Raw genomic sequence first — 503 nt, 5'->3', positions numbered from 1 at the left:
GTCCGACACCGCACCAAGGTCACCAAAGGACCCGGCTCCCGCGCCGCCGGCCTGGCCATGGCCTTCAAACTGATCGAATCCGCCCAAGCCCGCTGGCGTGCCGTCAACGGCGCCCACCTCGTCGCCCTCGTCCGCGCCGGCGCCACCTTCATCGACGGCAAACTCGTCGAACGCCCCGAAGAAGCATCAGTCTCCACAGCCGCCTAGAAACCCATGATCCACAGGTCTGATATGAAACGGCCCGTCAAGGGCGCCCCTACCCGCCGCCGCTGCCCTCCAGAGTGTGGATCAACAAGCCACCCACGACCCTCCAGACCGAGACCTCACCACAAACCACACAAGTGGCCTGATGTCTCATTCGGTTTGACAGGTTCCGGGGCGACGAGGTGGGCGCCGTTGACGGCACGCCAGCGGGCTTGGGCGGATTCGATCAGTTTGAAGGCCATGGCCAGGCCGGCGGCGCGGGAGCCGGGTCCTTTGGTGACCTTGGTGCGGTGTCGGAC

At 66.0% G+C, this 503-nt stretch carries 2 pseudogenes; one reads left to right on the top strand and one right to left on the bottom strand.

Annotation, left to right across the window (positions count from 1 at the left end):
- Positions 1-207, top strand: a pseudogene (locus ACFLIM_RS50330) (IS256 family transposase); the annotation flags it as partial.
- Positions 208-377: 170 nt separating this feature from the next.
- On the opposite strand, the pseudogene ACFLIM_RS50325 reads toward ACFLIM_RS50330, so the two are convergent.
- Positions 378-503: pseudogene (locus ACFLIM_RS50325) on the bottom strand (IS256 family transposase); the annotation flags it as partial.

It is taken from the genome of Nonomuraea marmarensis, from assembly GCF_043197025.1.
Lineage (GTDB): Bacteria > Actinomycetota > Actinomycetes > Streptosporangiales > Streptosporangiaceae > Nonomuraea > Nonomuraea marmarensis.
The sequence above is the reverse complement of the archived record's forward strand: the minus strand, read 5'-3'. Positions and strand labels throughout refer to the sequence as shown.